This is a genomic window from Arachidicoccus sp. (assembly GCF_050436765.1).
GTDB lineage: Bacteria > Bacteroidota > Bacteroidia > Chitinophagales > Chitinophagaceae > Arachidicoccus.
Genome location: NZ_JBNQGD010000058.1, coordinates 15,042 through 39,358 on the forward strand (window position 1 = coordinate 15,042; position 24,317 = coordinate 39,358).

General features: G+C 38.5%; 16 protein-coding genes. 5 read left to right on the forward strand and 11 right to left on the reverse strand.

The window, feature by feature from the left end; genetic code table 11:
* Nucleotides 1-365: 365 nt before the first annotated feature.
* The 11 genes from ACQR30_RS02310 to ACQR30_RS02360 all read right to left on the reverse strand — a co-directional run bounded on the left by ACQR30_RS02310 (nucleotide 366) and on the right by ACQR30_RS02360 (nucleotide 16,138).
* Nucleotides 366-2,771, reverse strand: coding sequence for a ribonucleoside-diphosphate reductase subunit alpha (locus ACQR30_RS02310; protein WP_429730692.1), 2,406 nt, complete (start codon nucleotides 2,769-2,771; stop codon nucleotides 366-368).
* A 33-nt stretch (nucleotides 2,772-2,804) separates the two neighbouring features.
* Nucleotides 2,805-3,773, reverse strand: coding sequence for a ribonucleotide-diphosphate reductase subunit beta (locus ACQR30_RS02315; protein ID WP_429730694.1), 969 nt, complete (start codon nucleotides 3,771-3,773; stop codon nucleotides 2,805-2,807).
* A gap of 496 nt (nucleotides 3,774-4,269) precedes the next feature.
* The gene (locus tag ACQR30_RS02320; RefSeq protein ID WP_429730697.1) at nucleotides 4,270-5,589 is read right to left on the reverse strand and encodes a DEAD/DEAH box helicase; all 1,320 of its coding nucleotides are present in this window, start codon (nucleotides 5,587-5,589) and stop codon (nucleotides 4,270-4,272) included.
* A 172-nt stretch (nucleotides 5,590-5,761) separates the two neighbouring features.
* Nucleotides 5,762-7,696, reverse strand: a complete 1,935-nt coding sequence (locus tag ACQR30_RS02325; protein WP_429730700.1) for a 4-alpha-glucanotransferase — start codon at nucleotides 7,694-7,696, stop codon at nucleotides 5,762-5,764.
* A 42-nt stretch (nucleotides 7,697-7,738) separates the two neighbouring features.
* Nucleotides 7,739-8,677, reverse strand: coding sequence for a carbohydrate-binding module family 20 domain-containing protein (locus ACQR30_RS02330; protein WP_429730703.1), 939 nt, complete (start codon nucleotides 8,675-8,677; stop codon nucleotides 7,739-7,741).
* A 104-nt stretch (nucleotides 8,678-8,781) separates the two neighbouring features.
* The gene (locus tag ACQR30_RS02335; RefSeq protein WP_429730705.1) at nucleotides 8,782-10,155 is read right to left on the reverse strand and encodes a DUF6263 family protein; all 1,374 of its coding nucleotides are present in this window, start codon (nucleotides 10,153-10,155) and stop codon (nucleotides 8,782-8,784) included.
* Nucleotides 10,156-10,308: 153 nt separating this feature from the next.
* Complete coding sequence (locus ACQR30_RS02340) at nucleotides 10,309-11,472, reverse strand: cystathionine gamma-synthase (RefSeq protein ID WP_429730708.1); 1,164 nt, start codon at nucleotides 11,470-11,472, stop codon at nucleotides 10,309-10,311.
* 353 nt (nucleotides 11,473-11,825) lie between these two features.
* A complete protein-coding gene (locus ACQR30_RS02345) occupies nucleotides 11,826-12,404 on the reverse strand; it encodes an ACP phosphodiesterase (RefSeq protein ID WP_429730710.1) in 579 nt (192 codons plus the stop codon).
* Between the two features lie 68 nt (nucleotides 12,405-12,472).
* A complete protein-coding gene (locus tag ACQR30_RS02350) occupies nucleotides 12,473-14,056 on the reverse strand; it encodes an NAD(P)/FAD-dependent oxidoreductase (protein WP_429730713.1) in 1,584 nt (527 codons plus the stop codon).
* Between the two features lie 342 nt (nucleotides 14,057-14,398).
* Nucleotides 14,399-15,058 (reverse strand): porin family protein, encoded by a 660-nt coding sequence (locus ACQR30_RS02355; RefSeq protein ID WP_429730716.1) that lies wholly within the window; start codon nucleotides 15,056-15,058, stop codon nucleotides 14,399-14,401.
* A 102-nt stretch (nucleotides 15,059-15,160) separates the two neighbouring features.
* Nucleotides 15,161-16,138, reverse strand: a complete 978-nt coding sequence (locus ACQR30_RS02360; protein ID WP_429730719.1) for an acyl transferase — start codon at nucleotides 16,136-16,138, stop codon at nucleotides 15,161-15,163.
* 200 nt (nucleotides 16,139-16,338) lie between these two features.
* On the opposite strand from ACQR30_RS02360, the gene ACQR30_RS02365 reads away from it, so the two are divergent.
* The 5 genes from ACQR30_RS02365 (at nucleotide 16,339) to ACQR30_RS02385 (ending at nucleotide 24,223) form a co-directional block, all read left to right on the forward strand.
* Entirely contained in the window at nucleotides 16,339-19,602 is a 3,264-nt protein-coding gene (locus ACQR30_RS02365; protein ID WP_429730722.1) for a S41 family peptidase, read from the forward strand.
* 152 nt (nucleotides 19,603-19,754) lie between these two features.
* On the forward strand, nucleotides 19,755-20,666 hold the full coding sequence (locus tag ACQR30_RS02370; RefSeq protein WP_429730725.1) for a hypothetical protein: 912 nt from the start codon (nucleotides 19,755-19,757) through the stop codon (nucleotides 20,664-20,666).
* A gap of 1 nt (nucleotide 20,667) precedes the next feature.
* A complete protein-coding gene (locus tag ACQR30_RS02375) occupies nucleotides 20,668-21,309 on the forward strand; it encodes a class I SAM-dependent methyltransferase (protein ID WP_429730727.1) in 642 nt (213 codons plus the stop codon).
* A gap of 139 nt (nucleotides 21,310-21,448) precedes the next feature.
* Nucleotides 21,449-22,567 carry a M42 family metallopeptidase gene (locus ACQR30_RS02380; RefSeq protein WP_429730730.1) on the forward strand — a complete coding sequence of 373 codons (1,119 nt, stop codon included), beginning with the start codon at nucleotides 21,449-21,451 and terminating at the stop codon, nucleotides 22,565-22,567.
* 120 nt (nucleotides 22,568-22,687) lie between these two features.
* The gene (locus ACQR30_RS02385; RefSeq protein ID WP_429730733.1) at nucleotides 22,688-24,223 is read left to right on the forward strand and encodes a tetratricopeptide repeat protein; all 1,536 of its coding nucleotides are present in this window, start codon (nucleotides 22,688-22,690) and stop codon (nucleotides 24,221-24,223) included.
* Nucleotides 24,224-24,317 lie beyond the last annotated feature (94 nt).

Genomic DNA, 24,317 nt, shown 5'->3' on the forward strand with positions numbered 1-24,317 from the left:
AATGTAGAAGCAAAGTACGATTATTCTGTTAAAGAGAAAATCCGCCCCCCTTTTATTATTTATGAATGGAGGCAAATAAGGATAAAAGGAAATTCCTTTCTTTTCTGATGAAAAGATAAAATCCTTTTGCAGAAAAGATCAAATTTTTCAAATACATTCCTAGTGGATCCTCATGGCAAAAGGCTGAGACTTTATCCTAAAAGCCCTGCATAGGTAAATCACCTTACTGCACTGGCATATTTTGTAGACTGCACCTAAACTTATTAGGGCAAAATTATAAACCCAAAAGAAGTAAAAATAAAAAAGGCTTCTACGCCGGTTACAGTGTAAAAACCTTTTTTGGTAATATTCAAAGAAAGGAAGGCCTAAGCACTGCAAGCTTCACAACTTCCATCCAGGGGACAAGCACCTCCGGTAAGAGCATTTAAATCCGTGTTTGCAGCCGGTGCATCTATCGCAGGCATCGGTATATCTTCTTGATTCACTATAGGTGCGACTTGTTCTTCCGCTTGTTTTTTTACAGTAAACTGTACGGCCTGAGATGCTGCCTGTGTACGCAAATAATACATACCTGTTTTCAAGCCCTTCTTCCAAGCATAAAAATGCATGCTGGTAAGTTTAGCTTTTGTAGGCGATTGCACGAAAAGATTAAGAGATTGGGATTGACAAATATAAGCTCCACGATCAGCGGCCATATCAATCAACGTACGTTGTTTAATCTCCCAAACAGTTTTATACAACTCCTTTATATCATCCGGTATTTCAGCGATATTTTGAATAGAGCCATTGGAGGACATAATTTTATTTTTCATTCCTTCATTCCATAAGCCTAAGTCCACCAGATCTTTCAACAAAAATTTGTTGACAATTACAAACTCGCCAGACAAGACCCTGCGCACATACAGGTTAGAAGTAAATGGTTCAAAACATTCATTATTTCCCAAAATCTGAGAAGTAGAGGCGGTCGGCATCGGTGCCACCAATAAAGAGTTTCTTACACCATGTATTTTAATTTCCGCTTGTAAGGCTTGCCAATCCCAACGATTGGAGGGAATAACATTCCAAAAATCAAATTGAAACATTCCGCGTGACAAAGGAGAACCTTCAAAAGTTTCGTAAGCACCTTCTTCTATCGCTAAATCTTTGGAGGCAGTCATTGCCGCGAAATAAATCGTTTCGGAGATTTCTTTATTTAATTTTTTGGCGTCTTCACTTTCAAACGGATAACGCATTTTCACAAAAGTATCTGCTAGTCCTTGCACCCCCAATCCTATTGGACGATGACGCAAATTACTTTTTTGCGCTTCATAAACAGGATAGTAGTTTCTGTCTATAATCCTATTTAAATTAATAGTAGCCTGATAAGTTACTTCGTATAATTTTTGATGATCATACACACCGTCAATGACAAAACGTGGTAAGGCAATAGAAGCCAGATTACATACAGCGATTTCATCCGGCGACGAATATTCTATAATCTCTGTGCACAAGTTAGAACTCTTGATAGTCCCTAAATGTTGTTGATTCGATTTACGATTCGCAGCATCTTTATATAACAGATAAGGTGTTCCGGTTTCTATCTGTGCGTCCAAAATAGCAAACCAAAGTTCCTGTGCCTTGATCGTTTTGCGCGCTTTACCTTGTGCTTCATAGGAAGTATAAAGTTTTTCAAAATCCTCGCCCCAGGTGTCGGCCAATCCGGGACATTCATGTGGGCACATCAAACTCCAGTCTCCATTTTCCTCTACTCTCTGCATAAATAAGTCCGAAATCCACAACGCATAAAACAAGTCACGTGCGCGCATTTCTTCTTTCCCATGATTTTTTCTAAGATCCAAAAACTCAAATACATCGGCATGCCATGGTTCTAAATAAATGGCAAAGGCGCCTTTGCGTTTTCCACCTCCTTGATCTACATATCGAGCAGTATCATTGAACACCCGCAACATCGGGATAATACCATTACTCGTGCCATTTGTGCCACTTATATAAGAACCCGTTGCACGAATATTATGAATGCTCAAACCTATACCACCAGCAGATTGCGATATCTTGGCTGTTTGCTTCAGCGTATCGTAAATACCTTCTATACTGTCACCTTTCATGGTTAAAAGAAAGCAGGAAGACATTTGTGGTTTTGGCGTGCCTGCATTGAACAAAGTAGGGGTAGCATGCGTAAACCATCTTTCAGAAAGCAAATGGTAGGTTTTTATTACCTGTTCAATATCATCGTGGTGAATGCCCACAGCGACACGCATATACATGTGTTGGGGACGTTCAGCAATTTTCCCTTCCAAACGAAGTAAATACGACCGTTCAAGTGTTTTAAACCCAAAATAATCAAAGGCAAAATCACGATCGTAAATAATAGTAGAGTCTAATAAAGAAGCATTGTCCTTTACAACCTTATATACATCTTCGTCAATTAACGGACTATGTAAACCTGTTTTAGGCTCTACATATTCGTACAGTTTTTTTATCGTCGCAGAGAACGATTTAATGGTGTTTTTATGCAGGTTACTCACCGCAATCCTGGATGCAAGTAAACTGTAATCAGGGTGCAATACACTCAAGGATGCTGCTGTTTCTGCCGCAAGATTATCAAGTTCTGTCGTCGTAACCCCGTCGAACAACCCCTCTATCACCTTCATTGCTACTTTTGTAGAATCTACAAACGTCGCATTCAGGCCATAACAAAGTTTTTCGACGCGTGCGGTAATCTTGTCAAATTTCACCGCCTCCTGTTTGCCACTTCTTTTTATTACAAACATATTTTTATGTATTTATGAATTAAAATATTTTTTTTAAAAATCTTCTTCAGTAGAAAATACGTCAAAACCCTCCGCACTACTTACGCCAGATTTCTGATAATCTCCTACTCTCTTTTCAAAGAAATTGGTTTTGCCTTGCAGAGAAATCATTTCCATAAAATCGAAAGGGTTGGAAACATTATACACTGCTTTGTGTCCCAATTCCGTTATCCAACGGTCTGCAACAAATTCAATATATTGCTTCATTAAGTCTGCATTCATTCCAATTAATCTCACCGGCAATGCTTCCGTAATAAATTCCTTTTCTATTGCCACCGCATCTGTTATAATTTTTGTAACTGCCTCTTCAGACAATTTATTTTTCAGCATTGAATATAGCAAACAAGCGAACTCACAATGCAACCCTTCGTCACGACTGATAAGTTCGTTGGAAAAGGTCAGCCCGGGCATTAAACCACGCTTTTTCAACCAGAAAATAGAACAGAAACTGCCACTAAAGAAAATACCTTCCACAGCCGCAAACGCCACCAAACGCTCTGCAAATGACCCATTTTCAATCCAACGCAATGCCCATTCTGCCTTTTGTTTGACTGCAGGAATCGTTTCAATTGCGTGAAAGAAATCGTTTTTTTGTTTGGGGTCTTTAATATACGTATCAATTAATAATGCATAGGTTTCAGAATGAATATTCTCCATCATTATTTGAAACCCATAAAAACAACGCGCTTCGGGCAATTGAACCTCGCTCATAAAATTAACCGCAAGGTTTTCATTGACAATACCATCGCTAGCTGCGAAAAAAGCTAATACATGGGAAATAAAATGACGTTCGCCTTCGTTCATTTTTTCATTCCAGTCTTTTAAATCTGAACCCAAATCTATCTCTTCGGCCGTCCAGAAACTCGCCTCATGCTGTTTATACTTTTCCCAGATTTTTGGGTAATTAATAGGTAGAATAACAAAACGGTCTTTATTTTCCCTCAATAGGATCTCTTCTTCCATACAAAATATTTTTAGATATACTTAAAAAATGTTAGCCAAATTAATCGTGCAAACCTTATCCTTACTTCGTTGACAAAACACCCCAAAACTCTCTAGGTGTTCTATATGAATAAATTTTTCTTAAGGAATAATCAAAAAGGATTGCGACATCGAATCACAGTGCAAGTTTACAACCCGTGCACGTAAAACAAGACTATACTTTTGAACACAATGTGGATAGTTTTTTCAAAAAAGTCTGTAAGCTTTTGACATCAAGCTTTTGCCGTATTAGAGATGATTTATGCAGGTGGTTGGGAAAAATATTTTTGCCCTTTTAGGTATTTTTCCGTACATGTTTAACACGTTAGTTTTGGTGAGCTATACAATTTTTATCGGTCCAGGTCTCTGTGCGCAAGTGCAGCCACTATACACCTGCTTTCGATGGCATTTTCGCAGTCGTCTTATGGCATGTAATATATAACACATAAAGAGGTTTATGGTAAATAATACTGCAATACTATTTGGCAATTTCTATTTTAACTTTCTTATTCTTGATGCGTTGGTCCTTTATCAAACGAAGTGCATTGGACGATTTTAACCTGTTGACAGCAACAAAAGAATGAAAATCTTTCACCTCAATTAAGCCTATATCCTCTTTTTTCAATTCGGCCTTTTGCGATAAGAAACCTACAATATCTATTTTGTTGACTTTATCTTTTTTCCCAGCGGCGATAAAAAAAGTAACCCACTTTGTCTTTTCGGGCAGGACCACTTTTGCCGGCAATTCAATCTCTTCAATGTCCTGATCCACATAGGGGGGCAAATATTCGGTTGACGATAGAAATAAAACCACAGTTCCGCTTGCCTCCATTCTTGCAGTACGGCCATTGCGGTGTGTATATATGTCCTGGGTTTGAGGCAACTGATAGTGAATAATGTATCGAATATTAGGAATATCTAAGCCTCTTGCGGCAAGATCGGTCGTCACTAAAATATTTACGGTACCATTTCTAAACTTGTTCAATGCACTATCACGATCCCGTTGTTCCATCGCGCCGTGATAAAATTCATTGTAAATCCCTTTTTCATAAAGCTGGTTACTTACCCTTTCTACCGCTTCGCGATGATTACAGAAAACAATGGTGGAGCGATTGCCAATTTTACAGAGAAAGCGAAACAAAATGTCAAATTTATTTTCAGAATCCGACACTATCTTTTTGACATCTAAGGAATTTTTTAATTCCGTCTCCTGGGTCAGAAAAGAAAGTTTTTGCGCATTATTTAAAGCCAAGAAACCAGGTATATCCACTGCTTCCGTTGCCGAAGTCAAGACTTTCTTAGAAATATGTTTTAAAGATGTTAAAATAAATTCCATTTCGGCCAAAAAGCCCAATTCAAGCGATTTATCGAATTCATCAAGAACCAACAAGCGAATGTCTTTTGTCTGAATACTACCTCTTCTCAGATGATCGCACAGACGACCGGGCGTTCCTATGATTAATGCAGGGCTATCAATTAAGTTATTCTCTTCTATTTCCCGTTTATGTCCGCCATAGCAACAAGTAACTTTAAAACCAGTCTGCATTTTTTTAAATACCTGTTCTATTTGTAATGCCAACTCACGCGAAGGCACCACAATAAGTGCTTGTGTATGTTTAACTTGGGCTTTCAGTTGCAAAAAAAGCGGCAATAAAAATGCCAGTGTCTTTCCGGAGCCCGTTGCCGACAATAAAATCAAATCCTGATCTCGTTCATTTGCAGCCAAAGCTGCCTGTTGCATTTCATTAAGCGTCTGAATCTGTAAATTGTCTAATAGGGTCTGTAATTTTCCGTCCATAAAGGTAAATGTAGGGGGAATAATGGAGTTATTTTAAAAAATATTTTAATCTTATTAAACCTCTACAAAAGACGCAGGTCTAATAGATAGAATTTTGTTTTAATGATTTTTATGCAGCAGGGTTAAGAATAGGAAGGCGGTTCGATTATTTCGACCGCCTTTTCTATGTATGTCATCGTCCGTTATGCGCTATCAATTCTTTTAATGATTGGTTAAAATCTTTGAGTGCGATTAATTGCTCCAAATCAATCGGCATCCTGTATTGCCAATACTGATTAGGGTTTTCCGGATGATTAATTTGTTCATCTTCTACATTGGTAAAATGAAAAGCATCATTATTATTCAATAAATCTTGCATTAAAAAAATGCTCCACATGGCAGGCGATTGCAAGTGCTCTTGTATAATCAGCTTGTTCAACCAGCCCGGGCAATCTGCCTGAGACGGAGCAATGCCTTCTTGCGACAAGGCGTCATTATAAAAATGCTGCGCGCTGTCCCGGTTTAAACGAAGCCACCAACCCCTAATCGTACTAGTATCATGGGTGGAGGGTGATACTACACTTAGATAGGGTACCTTTTCCAAATGCTCAAATCCACTTCCCAATTGCTTCGGCATACGTTGTACATACAACCCCAACAAACCTAAATGCTGCATCACTTCCGGAACTGAATTAGGCACAAAACCTAAATCTTCCCCGCAGACCAACATATTTGTCGCATTCTTTATTGCCGGAAGCTTTTCCATAGCTTCCGATTTCCACAAGTCGTTCTGCCGACTAAAAAAGTAATCGTTGTATAAACTTAAAAGCCCGTTTTTAACCTCATTATTCAAATATTGGAAAGAAGAAGTGTGCTGCATGTTAAAGCGAAAATGGAAAGCATTTCCATCGTCCTGGACCGGAAGTAAAACCACATTTACCAGTAGTTCCATCAAAGACTGCAGCAACCACTTGTTGTAGGTGCTTTTTTCCAATGTATCAAAGTAATTAAGTAACTTACGTTGCGTGTCGAAAGCCTCTTTAAACAGATAAATGCCTTCTTCTTTTTCATCGAAATAAACAGTTACGACATTATCAAAAGAATCAACAAACATTTCTTTTAATAAGACAAAATGTACAAATGGTTTCCATAAACGCTCCAACGGAAAATGCACACCAACGCGGTATAATTCGTTCTTATCAATAGGAATAGCCGGATCAAAATGGCCCAAAATACCTTCCGTTGCCGAAACCGGAATACTCCAAATTCTAAAAAAACCAAGTACGTGGTCCAAGCGAATTGCATCAAAATATTGAGAAGTGTGTTGCAAGCGTTTACGCCACCAATTATATCCTTCGGCCTTCATCTCCGGCCAGTTATACGTAGGAAAGCCCCAATTTTGGCCGCTGACGGCAAAGTCATCGGGTGGTGCGCCGGCTTGCGAATTAGTATTATATAAACTTGTATTCACCCATACGTCGACACTATTTCTATAAACACCTATTGCTATATCTCCCTTCAACACCACTTGATGTTCATGTGCATAACTTACCGCATCTTTCAATTGGGTATGCAGATGATATTGTACAAAATAATGAATCATTAAGCCGTCTCTATCATCGGACATCAGTCTTTGCAACAATTCCTCGTCGAATGATTTTTCATTCCACTGCGAAAAATCCACTGTTTTAAACTGATCTCTTAAATAACAAAAACAAGCGTAAGGCTTCAGCCAGCTTTCATTTTCCGTATAAAATTTTTGGTACCCAACAGAGGAGAAAACGGTTTCCTTGGATAAAGGAAAGACTTCCTTCACAAACTGCCATTTAGCCATCAGGCACACTTCATAATCGACCTTATCTAAAGCGTTCAATTCAATACGCCTCCCTTCATATTTTGACAGCAAAGTTTTTTCTTCACCAGCAATGGCAGGTAAATACAAATACAAAGGATGCAATGCAAAAACAGAAATAGCTGCGTAGGGATAGGAATCTTTCCAGGTGCCGGTGGCAGTCGTATCATTAATAGGCAATAACTGCATTAATTTCAACCCCACGGACTGACACCATTTAACGGCTTTTTTCAAATCGTTAAAATCACCAACGCCAAAACTACTCTCAGAGCGCAAACTAAAGAGTGGCGTTATTACCCCCGCACCCCTCCAATTCCTTCAGTTGTTTCTAAAGAATCCATCATTTAATACAGCAGCTTTTGTCCCTGCTGCCGCATCTAACAAACGACGATTATCTCCTTGTTCAAATGCAATAAAAGATTTATTTTCTATATCGTAAATACCATATTTGTATTGAACAGGAGCAGAAGTTTGTGCCAGTGTGACATTTACTTTCCAAAAGCCAGATTCCGTATCAGGGAAAAGCAAAACGGCTTTTTCGGGATTCCAATTACTGAGGGCCGCATTATTGCCTAAGAGACAAACAATCTGATTTGCTGCTAATTGCGGCGCCTTTATCTTAAATTGATGTGTACCTTTTTTTAGTGCGGTCTTTTTAATAGACGCAATATGGCCGGGTATTAAAACTTTAAATACATCGGTTGAAAACGCATTTTGTTCAAACCCGCTGTAATTCCAGGCATCCGAAATATTCAGGGCATCAAGAGCGGATGGGACTTCTAAATGATACACAGCACTTTTCTCAAAACTGCCATCCTGATTCTTTATAATATAATAATAATTTAATCCTTTATCACCAAGTGTTTTTCTATCCAACTCAATATCTAATGACCAATGATTTTGATCGACATAGGCAAGTGCCAGCGCTTTATCATCACTATTTGAACCAAACGAAGGTTGATCTCCTACGATAAATATACTTTGCCCAAACGCAGTAGAATATATCAACTGAAAAGTAATAGACAGGGCATTGTTTTTGGCCACAGTCTTAATTGCTTTTGTTTTCCCAACCGGTTTTTCTACTTTCTTCGCAGTAGCGGGTTTTGACGTTTCCGCACCCACTGCATTGTTGGAGGCAGCCTTCTTGGCGATAGCTTTTTTCACGACTATATCTCCAGCTTTTTTTACAGTTTTTGTTGTTGCCTGAGTCCTTACAGTGGCCAATTTCTTCGGTGTTTTTTCTTTTTCGGGAGACATAGGAGTAAGATTAAAAATGATTGCTTTTACTAATTAATAAAAGAATTAATTTAAAAATTATTATAATGCAAATATACAACTTATTTCGGAATATGAATAAGGGTCTAAGGCGTGGTTACCGCTTCATTAATTTTCGAGACAGCCGAGGCGGGTATAGCCTTACCTTCAAATTCCACGCTACCCTTCATCGTAAAAACAATGTTCTTTGATTTTATCAGCCCGGAACCGGCATCCACCTTCATCTTTCCGGTTTGCAAGCCGGTGAATTTGGTCTCAAAAGTATGCCCGTCACTCTGTATCGATCCGGTTTGTTCGACAGAACCCGTCACCAGAATAATGATATCGTTGCGCAAAATATTTTGCACTTTATAATTATTCACTCTTTTGTTGGATTTATTGATGGTGGAGTCCTTCCAGACGTCCCCAATTTTTAAACTGTCTAAACGCTTATTCATAATCAGACTAAAATTATCCCCCACCTCGGCATCACCACCAGAAGAAAGAGAAAGGCTGCCTAAAACTGAACGTATTTTTCTTCCCATTTCTGTGGTATCCGTTTGAAGAATCACACCATTGCTATCCACGATCAATTGCGCATGCTTACCCACTATATCAAATAGCGGCTTCGCAAAAGTTGAAGTAGAATCTTGTTTCTGCTCGGAATTATATTGCAATTGCACACCCATTGTTTCCACTTCTGTATTCAATTTTGTAACGGAGACGTCGAAGCGAAACTGCCCCCCTACCGTATCTTTCAGAAAATATTCCGTATTAAAATCCGCATTTGTTTTATAGGAAACGTTTTGTTGTAAAATAGATAGATTGGTCTGGGTTTCTATTGTGCTATTCTTCTCAAACTTCTTGTAGGGCTTAAATAATTGATGAAAAGTATAATCAGCAGATGAATTCTTTGGCGCAAATAAACTATCTATTTCCTTCTGTTCTTCTGCTTTCGTTTCCGGTATGGCATTCCTTTTCGATTCGCTGTTCGCATTCATTATTTTCTTATGATTTTGGCGGGCAGAATCCGGTAACCTTTTGGTAAAAATATCGGCAATCGTATCTTTTGGAACAATTGAATCTACGACAGAGTTCTGCGGCAATGAATCAACAGTTTTTGGAGTAGAGACTAAAGTATTAGGCAACTTGTGTTTAGTGGCAGAGTCAATCGCTTTCTTGAGGAAAAGCGAACCGGTAGTCAGCTGAATGCCCTTATTTACAACCGTATCTTTAAGGGTAGTATTGGTGTCCGCTATTCTCTTCTGAACAGTCAGGCTAATCGAATTTTTAGGCAAAACCGGAGCTGTGGTATCTCTTGAAATGACGGTCGAATCTGAAATCTTGTTCAAAGAAAGCGAGTCCGCACCCTTTTTTATTAAAACGGTAGAAATAGAATCCTTTGTATGGCTAAATGTAGAGTCTTGTGCATAAGCAGTTGAAACAACAATAAAACATAAACACAATATCAATAATTTCATTCTATAATTAGCTTTTGCACATTGCATTAATGCAGTTTCCTTGCCAAAATTAACTTTAGTGTGTAAATCAAAACAAAACATTCACATAAATATTCTTTAAAACAAAAGTCTACAGCAAGCATTGATACCGCAAAACTTGCTGTAGCAATTATTTTATTCACCCAGGGCCTGTCTCAAATCTTCAATCAGGTCATCAGCGTCCTCGATACCTACACTCAAACGCATTAAAGAATCATTTAAACCATTTTTAATTCTCTCTTCACGGGGAATGGAAGCGTGCGTCATTCTCGCTGGGTGATTAATTAAAGATTCAACACCACCAAGACTTTCGGCTAAGGTAATAATCTTGGTAGATGTCACTACCCGATCTACTTCTTCTATCGAACCATTCTTTAGTTCAAAACTCAACATCCCCCCGAACTTACGCATTTGTTTTTTTGCAATGGCGTATGCTGGATGATCTTCAAAACCACACCAATGTACCACAGCCACTTTGGGATGATTGCGTAAAAAATGAGCAATCTTCTCACCATTTTCACAATGCCGGTCCATACGCACGTGCAAAGTTTTGATCCCACGTAGAATCAAAAAACAGTCCTGGGGTCCGGGAATAGCTCCACTACTTTTTTGAATAAAATATAATTGATCAAACAAATCCTTATCGTTCACGATAAGTGCTCCTAATACGACATCGCTGTGGCCACCGAGATATTTGGTGGCAGAATGCAAAACAATGTCTGCACCAAAATTCAAAGGATTTTGCAAATATGGAGAAGCAAAAGTATTATCCACACAAAGCCACGCACCTACTGATTTCGCCAGTTTTGCCACAGCTTCAATATCCGTAATATTAATAAGGGGATTGGTAGGTGTCTCTGTCCAAATAAGTTTGGTTTTTTTATTCAATAAAGGACGGATATTTTCAACATCCTTCATGTCTACATAATGAAACTGAATACCAAACTTCGCAAATAGTTGAGAAAATAAACGATAAGTACCTCCGTACATATCGGTAGCCGCTATCACTTCATCACCAGGGCTCAGCAATTTAATAACGGCATCAGTCGCAGCCACACCGCTGCTAAAGGCCAGTCCATATTTTCCATTTTCAATAGTTGCCAAAGCTTTTTCCAATGCCGCTCTTGTAGGATTGCCTGCACGCGAATAATCATAGCCCTTGGTAACGCCCGGTGATTGCTGTTTGAAGGTGGAGGTTTGGTATATCGGTGTCATAATAGCTCCTGTTTCAGCATCCGGTTCTACACCGGCGTGAATCATTTTCGTTGCAACTTTATAGTGCGCATTGTCATTTGTCATAGTTGAATAATAATTAATGTAAAGATGAGCAAAGGTAAAATTTATTACCAAGGATAGGTGTACTATTTTATAAAAGCCGCTATAAAGCAGGTTAAATTTATTGGCTTCGGAGCTGAAAACAGGCCTCTTTTAGGTGTCGGAGCCACCCCTGGCGCAACCAGTATAAAACTATCGGGCCGTAACGGGTTATGGCGAAAGTGACAAGGCTTGCGAGCTAGGAACAGGTCGAAAAAAGAATTTTGAGCCCTTCGACTATAAAGCTAGCGTAGCGAATTGCTCACCATAAATAACTGCCACCCAGATTTTCCTTCCCCGCATATTCTTTCTAGCTAAGCAGACTAGCGACGGGGCAGCTATAATTCTCTTAAAACAAATGCCTTTAATTTGGGAAAAAAGTCATCGTAGCATTCTTTCAGCAAAGGAATATTTTCTTCAAATGCCGCAAATACAAGGTTTCCATCAATCGATAAATATTTTGCCCGCCGAATAACATTATTGAAGCTATTTTTCATTTCCCAAGCAAAACGATAGTTATACAACCAATCATATTGCCGCATATGAGGAAATAATTGTGCAAATTTTGCCGGAAAATATGGCCGGTATTTTTCCAAAATACCATAAGTGTCTTGTGCAAAAATCTTCCATTCTTTTTCTGTTTTTTGCTCTTCATCATTCGCTATAAAATAATCAAAAGCCACATCGACAAAAGCACCGGCATACAACCTCACTAAAGGTTTGAAAACTTTCTTCGCCTCCATCACCACCGGATGCATATCGGTAAAAGTATCGATTTGCCTGTGCAACATTATGCCTTTTTTTATCCCTTCAGGATAATTGTCTTTCTGCTTCCCTTTCACAAAATCACTAATCATATTTCCGATTAAAATATCATCATGATTAAATGAAAGATAGGCGTGTGCGAGGAAATTCATTAATGATTATTAGATGAAAAATTTGATGATCAAAAAGTCAAAGGTTTTTTCAAGTCGTGACCGCTTCCTCACCAATTAGCTGTTATTGCATCCACTACCCGCTCGCCATCCATGGCGGCGCTGATAATACCGCCGGCATAACCCGCACCTTCTCCACAAGGGTATAGATTCGTCACCTGCGGATGTTGTAATGTTTGACTATCACGTGGAATGCGTACCGGAGAAGACGTTCGACTTTCAGTGGCTACCACAATGGCTTCATTGGAATAATAACCACGCATTCTTTTTCCGAAAGATTTTAACCCTTCCTGTAAAGTATCCGTGATAAAAGGAGGCAATACATTTGTTAATTCCGTCGAACGCAACCCGCGTATGTAGCTATTTTCAGGCAAATCAGCAGATTTCCTGTTCATACAAAAATCAATCAAACGTTGTGCCGGTGCGACAAAGTTTCCGCCACCTGCTTGAAAACATTTTTGTTCTATTCGTTGTTGAAATTTCATTAGCAATAACGGGTCATCAGCATGCGGATTTTCATCCTTAAAATATTGTAGAGCATCCGGGACGTCCACTTGCACGACCATTCCACTATTACCAAACGGGTTGTTACGCTTGCTGGGGCTCCAACCATTGACGACTAATTCTCCAGAAGAAGTACCTGCCGGAGCAATAATGCCCCCTGGGCACATGCAAAAACTAAACACCCCGCGTCCATTGACTTGTTCAACAAGACTATAGGAGGCCGGGGGTAAGCTGTTAGATTCAATTTCTGAGGAAGAGCAATGATATTGGATACTATTAATGAGCGCTTGTGGATGCTCGACACGAACGCCAAGTGCAAACGGTTTGGCTTCTATTAAAATATCTTTTCTATGCAATAATTCAAAGATATCCCGCGCAGAATGACCGGTAGCTAGAATGATCGCATCGGCTGAAAACCTGTCACCATCAGCCGTCTGTACGAATCGGATTTTATTTTTGTCAATGACAAAATCTACTACTTTTTTCTCAAATAAAAATCGCCCTCCGCAATTTACAATGGCTTCGCGCATAGCCGTGATAATCTGTGGAAGTTTATTCGTGCCAATATGCGGATGAGCTTCAAACAAAATCTTTTCTTCGGCACCAAATTGCACAAAGATGTTTAAAGCCCGATCAATACTTCCACGTTTGTTGCTGCGTGTATAAAGCTTACCATCGCTATAGGTACCTGCCCCACCTTCGCCAAAACAATAATTACTTTCCGGGTCGACAATGCCCTTTTTATTTAGTTCCGCTAAATCTCTTCGGCGTGATTTTACATCCTTACCTCGTTCTAAGATGATGGGCTGTATGCCTTGCTCTATCAGTTTAAGCGCTGCAAATAATCCAGCAGGGCCAGCGCCGATCACCAGCACCTTTTTAGTGGTATTTGTTACGTCTTTTAAAATGACACCTTTTGCAACTCTTTGCTGATAAGGTTCTTGAATAAAAGCATTTACAGTAAGGTTGACCCATACCTGTCGGCTACGGGCATCCAAAGATTTTTTGAGGATGATAAATCCCGAAATATTTCCCAATTGCTGATGAGTGCTTTCAGCAATTTTTTGAAGAATTATTTGTTCATCATTCGCCTCTAAAGGACGGAGACGAAGCTGTATTTTTTGTTGCATAATAAAGGTTAGGTTTTTATCCTAAAAAATTATTTCTGTTACGTACACAGGTAGGTTATCGTTTTATGGGCCCCTTAAAGCCAATATGTTTAAGCGACCATCATTTCACTACATTTACCATTTACTGCAGCAAAGATAATGAATGTAAAACTTCGAAATGGGAATCATAAAGCAAAGAAAAAGGGCATGCGCCCCAAAAGGCTTTAACAAATAACCCGTAAAGCAGCAACTGATTACCTGCAAAATCGGGGCGAGAACTTATAGGCCGTTTGCCAGACCCAAAGCAAAAAGTGGCTGGAGTTCTTTTCTCCAACCACTCGTCCTTTATTATTCACAAAAAAATTAGAATCTTACACCTGCCGTAATAAAGAATCCATTATTGGTAACGGTAGTACCATTTGAGACACCCCCATTATTTACATTCAAAAATCCTAATTGGAAACGGGCAGAGAACCCAAACTTGGGACCGGGCGTACCATCGTTAGGGAAATAATATTCCAGACCTACAATTCCGGAAAGATCACTTCTTTTCCAATCCGAAGTGACATCGGCTTTTGCATAATCGCTTTTGAAAGAGCCTGTCGGGGCGATATTAGCATTGAGCAAATAGCCATATTGCGGGCCAAAAAACAGACCTAGGCCGGTAAAAGGTTCACTATATTTAAACAGTAAAGGAACGCTCAAATAGTTCAAATTCAGATTTTTATTGCCATCATAAATTTGACTATCGTAATAAGTAGTACCCATATTACTATAAGTCAATTCCGGTTGGAAATACCATCCATAACTAATAGGGGCAATGACTGAAATACCTGCAATGCCGCCCGCCTTGGTCATATCAGAATAAGCATTCCCGTACGAGTCAGAGGTTGTTTGATTGGAGAGCGATAAACCACCAAATAAACCAATTCTGGTTTTTTCTATAATGGTATTGCCTTTACGTATTTGTGCAAAAGATACTGTCGTAACGAAGCTTAGGGCGATAACTAGTACTTTTTTCATTTTTTCTATTTTAATAGTGTAAATATAAAACAATCACTTACATAGTTTGAATAAATAAATCGATTTTAGTTTAAAAGAAAATTAAAAATTCATAAATAATATTTAAACGACTAATAAACTACATCCACGAATGTCACTATTGTCCAATCTGCCCCAGACTTCAAAATAATCTTTTTCAATGATTCCGACATCTTCCGTGGCGATAAAGGAACAACTATAAATATTCGCCAGATCAACAATATTTAACAAGCCTTTGCCCCTGTCGCTTATCGATAGAGGGTCGGTTTCGTCACGCACCAATACTTTCATCCATGGGGGACATTTATATCTTCCATCACCTTTTGAATAGGCTTGGCTCAAAAGTTCAGTCATTCCATATTCGGAATGAATTTTTTCGACACCAAAACTCCTTCCTAACATATGATGTGTTTCGGCTCTTGTTAATTCCTTTCTTCGGCCTTTCATTCCACCTGTATCCATCACGATGGTATTTTTTAATTGCAAAGGGTGCTGATCGGCAAAATCAAGTAGCGCAAAAGTCACACCCAATAAAAGTGTTTTCTGCTTTTTATGCTCTAAATCGGCCAACAGTTGCGCCAACTCCTCAAAATTGTACAAATAAAATCCACTTTTTTCGTGCCCGGAAATAGTCATTAAATCATGGACCATTTTTATTAACGAAGAATTTTTTCTTTCAAGATAGGCAGGTAACAAGCCTACAATACAGTACTCGTCTATATTTCCATAAAACTGTTCAAAAGCTTTTACAAAGCTCTGCTCATATATTTTTGCTTCTTTTATGTAGTGTTTGCTGTTGATAGTTTGGGTAGTTCCGCTACTTTCAAAAATGAGTTCGGGTTCAAAATCACCACAAACAACTTTATTCGTTTTAAAAAAAGAAATAGGTAAAAAAGGAATATCTGTCATCACTTTTACCGATTTTGGCTCAACACCCAAAGCGTCACACCAATCCCTATAGATTTTATTTTGCGCATATTGAAATTGAAAAAGCGACAATACATTTTCCAAATTTATCGCATTCGCCGAAAAGATATCGATAGCCGGTTTCTGAACAATCATATTGCTGGCAAAATTAAAGGATTTGTTCGTCCTGATATAATTAAAGGACCAAAAAATAGCAACACCATAGCCATGTTTTCAAACAAGAGCTACCACTTATCACTTTTTTCAATATCAATAAAAGAAATAATGTATTTTTATAGCAGTATTTTTATTATTGTAATAACTATTGCTTCGATTCGAAGACTAAACTAAAAAAAATGAAAAAACAACTGCTGTTATTGGTATTCCTATTTTCGGCTGTAATGGCTTTCTCGCAGATTACCCCCTTATGGATGCAAACGCCGTCTATTTCTCCCGACGGTAAAACAATCGCGTTTGAATACAAGGGGCATTTATATACGGTTAATGCTTCCGGCGGAGCAGCGCAACCACTCACTATTGAAGCATCACACGATATGATGCCGGTATGGAGCCATGATGGAAAATATATTGCTTTTGCCAGCGACCGTTACGGAAATTTTGACATTTATATTATGCCGGCAAATGGTGGCACTGCCAGGCGTCTTACCTATTTTAGCGGCAACGATTATCCCTACGATTTTTCCCCGGATGACAAATCCGTTTTATTTGCATCAGCGCGCAATGCACCTGCCAAAAGTGTGCGATTCAGTATTGCACTATTTAAAAATATTTATACCATCCCCGTAACCGGCGGGAGACCTTTATTGGTAAGTGCCGCGGGTATGGAGAACGCCCGCTATAATAGCACCGGAAGCGAAATCGTGTTTGAAGACATTAAAGGTTATGAAGATGCATTACGTAAGCACGCCACTTCTGCTGTAACCAGAGACATCTGGATAATGGATGTCGCCAATAATACCTATCGCAAAATAAGTGATTTTAATGGAGAAGACCGTAATCCTGTCTTCAGTAGTGACGATAAAACCGTCTATTATTTAAGCGAAAAGAGTGGTACACTAAACATATATAGCACGGACGTCAATTCTAATGCCGCCGAAAAACAATTAACGAGCTTTAAAGAGAATCCGGTAAGATATCTCAGCAATTCCAATAACAACATTTTATGCTTTACCTGGAATGGGGAAATATATACCATTAAAGGTGATGGTGCCCCACAAAAAGTAGCCATTCAAATCAATAATGACGGTGGCGGTGCTATAGAAAAGAAATTACACGTTGGCGGAAACGTTAGCGAATTTACGGTAAGCCCCAACGGAAAAGAGGTGGCATTTGTCAATAGGGGTGAAATATTCGTTTCTGCTGTTGAAAATGGGGAGACTAAACGTATAACCAATACTCCCCAGCAGGAGAGAATGGTGCAGTGGAGTCCGGATGGCAGAAGTCTTATTTATGCGACCGAGCGTGGAGATAGTTGGGACATTTACAAAACCTCTATCGTAAGAAAAGATGAGCCTTATTTTTATGTTTCTACGCTATTGAAAGAAGAGCCTATAATAGCTACGGACAAAGAGGAATATCAACCTAAATATTCGCCCAACGGTAAGGAGATAGCTTATATCGAAGAGCGCAATATTCTGAAAGTATATAATATCGCTACTAAAAAAACGGTTACTCTTTTGCCGCCGGGACATAATTATTCTTATTCTGACGGGGATTGGGATTTCTCCTGGAGTCCGGACAGCAAATGGATTATTACGGATGACGAAAATGGCTATTTCGCATCCAGCAATGCAGCCCTAATAAAAGCCGATGGTTCTCAAAAAATCATTTATCCGGTAAGCAGTGGTTTTGGCGAAGCAAATAATAAATGGGAAATGGGTGGCAAAATGCTGACGTGGCTGAGCGATAAACTGGGTCGTAAATCACTAGCGGATCAGGGTAGTCGCGAGGTAGATATATATGGCGTATTCCTTGACAAAAAAGCATATGATGAATACATGCTTAGTAAAGAGGACTTTGCATTATTAAAAGATACAGAAAAGAACGGCGATACCACAAAAACGAATACCGACGATACAAAAAAAGAAATTGCAGAAAGTAAATCAGGTAAGAAAGCCGATAACAAAGACTCTACAAAAGATTTGAAATTAGACCTTACAGATCTGGAAAATCGCGAAGTGCGCTTGACGATCAACAGTTCATCCATCAGTGATTACGCTTTAAATGATGACGGTTCTAAAGTATATTACTTAGCTGCTTTTGAAAAGGGTTATGACCTTTGGGTTACAGAACCCCGCACACACGACACTAAAATTTTGGCCAAACTTAGTGGATCGCCCAGCAGCTTAGAAATAAGCAAAGACGGCAAAAGCCTTTTTCTAAGTTCAGGGGGTGGTCTGATGAAAGTAGACGCCGAAAGCGGAAAAGTAACTCCCATTAAAATTGATGGAAGCATGCTGCTGGACGCATCGGCAGAACGCGCTTATATTTTTGAACACGCCTGGCGGCAAATAAAGAAAAAATTATTTGACCCCAAATTAGGGAATGTTAATTGGGACAATTATAAAACAGTTTATGCGCGCTTCTTACCCCATATCAATAATAATTACGACTTCCAAATACTACTGAGTGAAATGTTGGGAGAGCTAGATGTTTCACACTCTGGCGGCCGTTATTATCCTAATGACCCAAATGGTGATAAAACAGCGGCATTGGGCTTATTATATGATGAAACCTATAAAGGAGATGGCTTAAAAATAACCGAGGTAATCGCTGGTGGACCTATTGACATCGCCAAAAGCAAAATTAAATCCGGCGATATTCTGGAAGCCATTGATGGCGAACACATCACCAGTAATACAAATTGGGAAAAACTATTAAATAACAAAGAGGGGAAAAACACCCTTCTCTCCTTTTCCGACAATGCGGGAAAATGGCAGGAAGTAATACGGCCCATTTCTCTGCGTGAAGAGTCGGGCCTTATGTATAAACGCTGGACGAATATTATGGAAAAAATGGTAGACAAGTTAAGCGGCGGAAAGATTGGCTATGTGCACGTTGAAGGCATGAACGACGGCAGTTTCCGTGAAACTTTTGATAAAGTGATGGGCAAAGACAGAGATAAAAAGGCACTCATCGTTGATACAAGATTCAATGGCGGCGGCTGGCTGCACGATGATCTAGCAACGTTCTTATCCGGCAAAAGCTATTTGAAATTTGCCCCTCAGGGTAATTTACTAAAAAGCGGAGAACCTATAAACAAATGGCAGAAACCAAGCTGTGTGCTAATGAGTGAAAGCAATTATAGCGATGCTTATATTTTCCCGTATGTATATAAAGAGTTGGGCATAGGCAAATTAATAGGGATGCCTGTAGCCGGTACGGGTACAGCGGTGTGGTGGGAAACGCAAATTGATCCTACCTTGATTTTCGGCATTCCAATGATTGCGACAATTGGAAAAGAAAATCGTCCAACAGAGGGCCTGCAACTAGAACCGGACATCCGTGTGCCTTTGCCTTATGAAGACTTTCTCAACGGCAAGGACGATCAATTGGACGCGGCTGTTAAAGAAATGCTGAAAGAATCAGCACAGCAATAATATCAATAACTTTTCCAAAAAACTAAATTCAAAGCAGCTATCTCCACGGTGGCTGCTTTTTTGGCATTTAATTCGTCAAGAATTCAAAAATGAATTAAGTAAATAGCTACACTAATTGCTTTAATTTTGTTGGGTATTAAAAATTATCCCAGTTGAAAAATAAAATCTTTCAATCTATTTTCTTCGGCAACTACTTTGTTGGTCTTTTGGCGATTGCACTAAATATTGAATCTACTTTAGAATTGGGATTACCCTTTAATACATTTCTTTATTTTATACTAATATTTGCCGCACCGACGGTTTACTATACGTATGCTTACACCTACGCAGGGGTTTATAAATTACATACCAATCCGCGGTCACATTGGTATTTTGTAAATAAGAAATTTGTAAAATGGAGCCAAATAATTTTAGCGATTACAAGTCTAATTATCCTTATTTATCTTTCTATCCTATATGTCGATAATTTAAAGGTTCTTCCTTTTAGTTATTGGCTTTCTGCTTTCGTTATTATTCTTGCCGGCATATTGTATTATGGCCTATTGCCAAAATTTATTTTCAAATATAATTTACGCAATACGGGATGGCTAAAAGCTTTTGTCATTGGATTTGTATGGGCTTGTACCGCGAATGTCTTACCGCTGCTTATGCTGAGAATTGAATACAGGGGTCAATATCCTATTTCTAATTTATGGATTTGGTTGTTTATCAATAATTGGATGTTTTGCACTGTAAATGCTATTATGTTTGATATAAAGGATTATCCCACAGACGCGAACAAGCATTTAAGGACATTTATCGTAAGTTTCGGCTTACGCAAAACCATTTACTATATTCTTATACCTCTTTCTATTATTGGAATGTTGGCATTCTTTGCATTTGGTTTGATTAACCATTTTAGCTTTATGCAACTATTTTTTAAAACTTTACCATTTATACTCACCATTTATTTGGCTTACCGATTGCATAAAAGACAATCCAACATTTTTTATCTGGTGGTCATTGATGGCCTCATATTGTTCAAGGCCATTTGCGGTATCATTGCCGTCCATTTTGCCTACTAAAATGAAGAGAAAATATACCAATAATTACGATAAAATTGCGCCAGTCTACGATTTGCTGAGTAGGTTGGTTTATTTTAATGCACAAAGATCTGCGCAGATAAACCAACTAATATTTCTGCAACCAAATAGCCGGATTCTTATTATAGGTGGTGGTACCGGTTGGATTTTAGAGGCAATCACAAAAAGATACAATGCTGGTTTAGAAATTGTTTATGTAGAAATTTCCAGGAAAATGATGCAACTGGCCAAATCCAGAAACTATGGAAACAACCAAGTCCTTTTTTTAGAAAAGGACTTGGCAGATTATCATTGCGATACAAAATTCGATGTGGTAATGACCGCATTTTTATTTGATAATTTTACAACGAAACAAACAAAAAATGCATTTCCTCAGATAGATTCATTATTAGGTAAAAGTGGCCTGTGGCTCTATTGTGACTTTTATTTAAATACAGAGAAAGGAAAATGGTGGAAATCCGCAATGATAAAAATGATGTACTTTTTTTTTAGAACTTTCGGGATGGTGGAAACAAACAATTTAATAGACATGTACCCTTATTTTGCTGCTTACAATTACATCAAAAAAGAAGAATCTTTTTATTATCATAGCTTTATTCAATCGATCGTATATACAAAAGTCTGAATTTACTTTTGAAGATTCCCTCATTATATAAATCCCCATCGGCACAAACCCGGGGTCGGTGAATCCAATGACCACAAAAATCCGATTTATCATATCTTTGCCTTAAATAGGATTAATTCAAACAACCTCAATAATAATTATGGCAAAGCCTAAGAAAACAAAAGAAACAAAATCATCTATCTTGAACGATACTTCGTTATCCTTTTTAAAAACCTATATTAACAACGCTTCCGCTGTCGGCTTTGAAAGTAGCGGTCAAAAATTATGGCTCGATTATTTGAAACCATATATTGACGATTATTTTACCGATGCTTACGGAACGGCTGTTGGTATTATAAATCCTGAGCATCCATTTAAAGTAGTGATAGAAGCGCACGCTGATGAAATCAGTTGGTTTGTTAATTATATCACCGAACAAGGCTTTATTTATGTAAAAAGAAATGGTGGTGTAGATCACCAGGTTGCACCTGCAAAACGCGTATGGATTCATGGTAAAAAAGGTCCGGTTAAAGCCGTTTTTGGTTGGCCGGCTATACATACAAGACATAATCCGGATACAAAAGAACCTCAACCCAAGCCCGATAATTTATTTTTAGATTGTGGTGCAAAAAGCAAAAAAGAGGTAGAAGCATTAGGTATCCATGTAGGCTCCGTTATCACTTATGAAGATGGTTTCGACCAGTTGGCCAATGGTCATTTTATTGGTCGTGCTTTTGACAACCGCATCGGCGGATTTATGATTGCACAGGTGGCAAGACTGCTGAAAGAAAACAAGCAAACTTTGCCATTTGGTTTGTATATCGTCAATGCCGTACAAGAAGAAATCGGTTTGCGGGGTGCTGAAATGATCGCACGGCGTATCAAGCCAAACGTAGCCATCATTACCGATGTTACACACGATACACAAACTCCTTTCATCAACAAAAATATTGAAGGCGATACCGCCTGTGGCGAAGGTCCGGCGCTGACCTATGGGCCGGCAGTGCAAAATAAATTATTACAATTCATCCAAGATGTAGCCAAGAAAAACAAGATTGATGTGCAGCTACGCGTCACCAGCCGCAGCACCGGAACTGATACAGACAGCTTTGCATACGCCAATGATGGTTGTCCTTCTGCGCTAATTTCTATTCCGCTACGCTATATGCATACGACTGTAGAGATGTTGCACAAAGATGACATTATCAATACTGTTCAACTGATGTATGATACCCTCAAAGCACTTACGCCTGGGACTAGCTTTAGTTATTTTGATTAAGTAAATTGATATGCTCTGAGGTTACCAACGCTAAAGAACATAGAAAATTCATCGAATTTACTTTAGGGCAAAGACCAGCAAATGCAGGGGTCCGCCTATTTAATAATCAAAATGATTAACATGAATTCGGACAACATTTATTTTCAGACGAAAAAAATTATAAAAAATTTTTTATCCGCCAGTGTATTTTTTCTTTCGTTTTTAGGCGTAGTATTTGGTCATAATATTGCAAATTATCATTATGATTTTAATAAGCGTTGTGATAAGGCTTATGAATCCATCATGTCGCTGCAAATGAATGAGGGCCGCAGACTCATAGCAATAGAAGAACAGCAAAATCCGACAAACTTAATTCCTGTATTCCTTGCTAACTATGCCGATTTTCTGACCCTAATTTTCAATGGCTCCCCACAAGAATATGCAACGTGGAAGCCTTTGATGGAAGACAGAATGAATAGATTAGATAGGGGTGATAAATCTTCTCCGTGGTATGGCTATTGTAAAGCGACCATGAATTTTCAAGGAGCATTTATTCATCTTCGTTTCAACGAGTTTGTATCCGGCGGCTTTCAATTTAGAAAATCATTCTTACAATTAAAAAATAATCAGAGCAAATTTCCCCAATTTAAATATAACCAGATTCTGCTTGGTCTAGAGGAAGCAATAATCGGAAGCGCCCCTGATAGTTATAAGTGGATAACGAATTTATTAGGGATGAGAGGAAGTATTAGAGGCGGGGTATCTAAATTAGTAAACTTTTTAAATCATAGTGACGATAATGATACACATCTAAAAATAGAAACTATCCTCTATTATTGCTATCTGAAGTTTTACCTTTTAGAGGATAGAGAGCAGACTTGGAATTATATCAATGACAGCAAACTAGATACAAAAAATAATCTTCTGTTTGCCTATATGAAAGCCAACCTGGCCTTAGACGACAATAAAGCTAGTTTAGCCGAACAGACATTACAAGCGAGAAACCAAAGCAGTGCCTATTTAGATGTGCCTTTATTTAATTGCCAATTAGGAATAGCCCTATTGGACAAAATGGATGAGAATACAGTAATCTATCTAAAAAGGTTTATCAACGAGTATAAGGGCAGTGTATTTTTGAAGAATGCTTACCAAAAACTCAGTTACTACTATTTAATAAAAGGAGAAATCAAGAATGCTTTATTTTATAAACAGAAAATTTTACAAACAGGAAGTTTAGAAGTAGATGCCGATAAATATGCACAACGTTATGCGAAATCACCTAATTTCCCCAATGTACTATTACTGAAAGCTAAATTATACTGTGATGGGGGCTATTATACTAAAGCATTGGACGAATTAGCCACGCAAAAACCAGCGGAACTAGGAAGTCTTGCAGAAAAATTAGAATATTATTACCGCTATGGACATATATGTAATTTAACAGGAAAGAAAGAGGCCGCCATTTCCTGCTATAATGAAACAATAAAATTAGGTCAGGAAAGCCAGGAACAATTTGCGGCTAGATCGGCTTTGGAATTAGCTCAGCTTTACGAGAATCTAGGTCAGAAAAGCAAAGCCATACAGGATTATTCGTTATGTTTATCTATGAAAGATCATGATTTTCAGTCCTCAATAGACCAGAAGGCTAAATCAGGCATGAATCGATTAGGGAGATAATCAGAAAATAGAAAATAGCCGGTACATAATTGTGAATAAAGTTGAGTACCATTGAGCAAAATGCTTTCTATATTAGAAACCAAATATTCCACTA